Here is a 282-nt window from a genome sequence, read left to right as displayed (position 1 = left end):
GGGGGGGTGGGGGGGGGGGGTGGGGAGGGTGGGGTGGGTGGGGGATGGGGGGAGGGGGTTGCAGGGTTTAATGGCGGAATGAATAAAAAATCTACGGGAATAGGGTTATATTTATGTAAAGAAATTTTAAATAACCTTTCTAATAAAATATTTATTACTTCAGAAGTAGGAAAAGGAACAAAAGTATCTATTGCAGATCTTTTCTAATATATAGTTTTGATATCGTAATTGTTTATGTGATTTTATTGCTACTATAAATAACCATATTCCTATAAACATAAA

General features: G+C 36.9%; 1 protein-coding gene. It reads left to right on the top strand.

Features of this window, described 5'->3' with window-relative positions:
* Positions 1-207, top strand: a 207-nt coding sequence (locus NG904_RS16845) for an ATP-binding protein (protein ID WP_502801473.1), incomplete at its 5' end; no start/stop codon positions are given.
* Between the last annotated feature and the right edge of the window lie 75 nt (positions 208-282).

Origin of the sequence: Clostridium sp. ZBS15 (genome assembly GCF_023845705.1) — a bacterium.
Lineage (GTDB): Bacteria > Bacillota > Clostridia > Clostridiales > Clostridiaceae > Clostridium > Clostridium aquiflavi.
The sequence above is the reverse complement of the archived record's forward strand: the minus strand, read 5'-3'. Positions and strand labels throughout refer to the sequence as shown.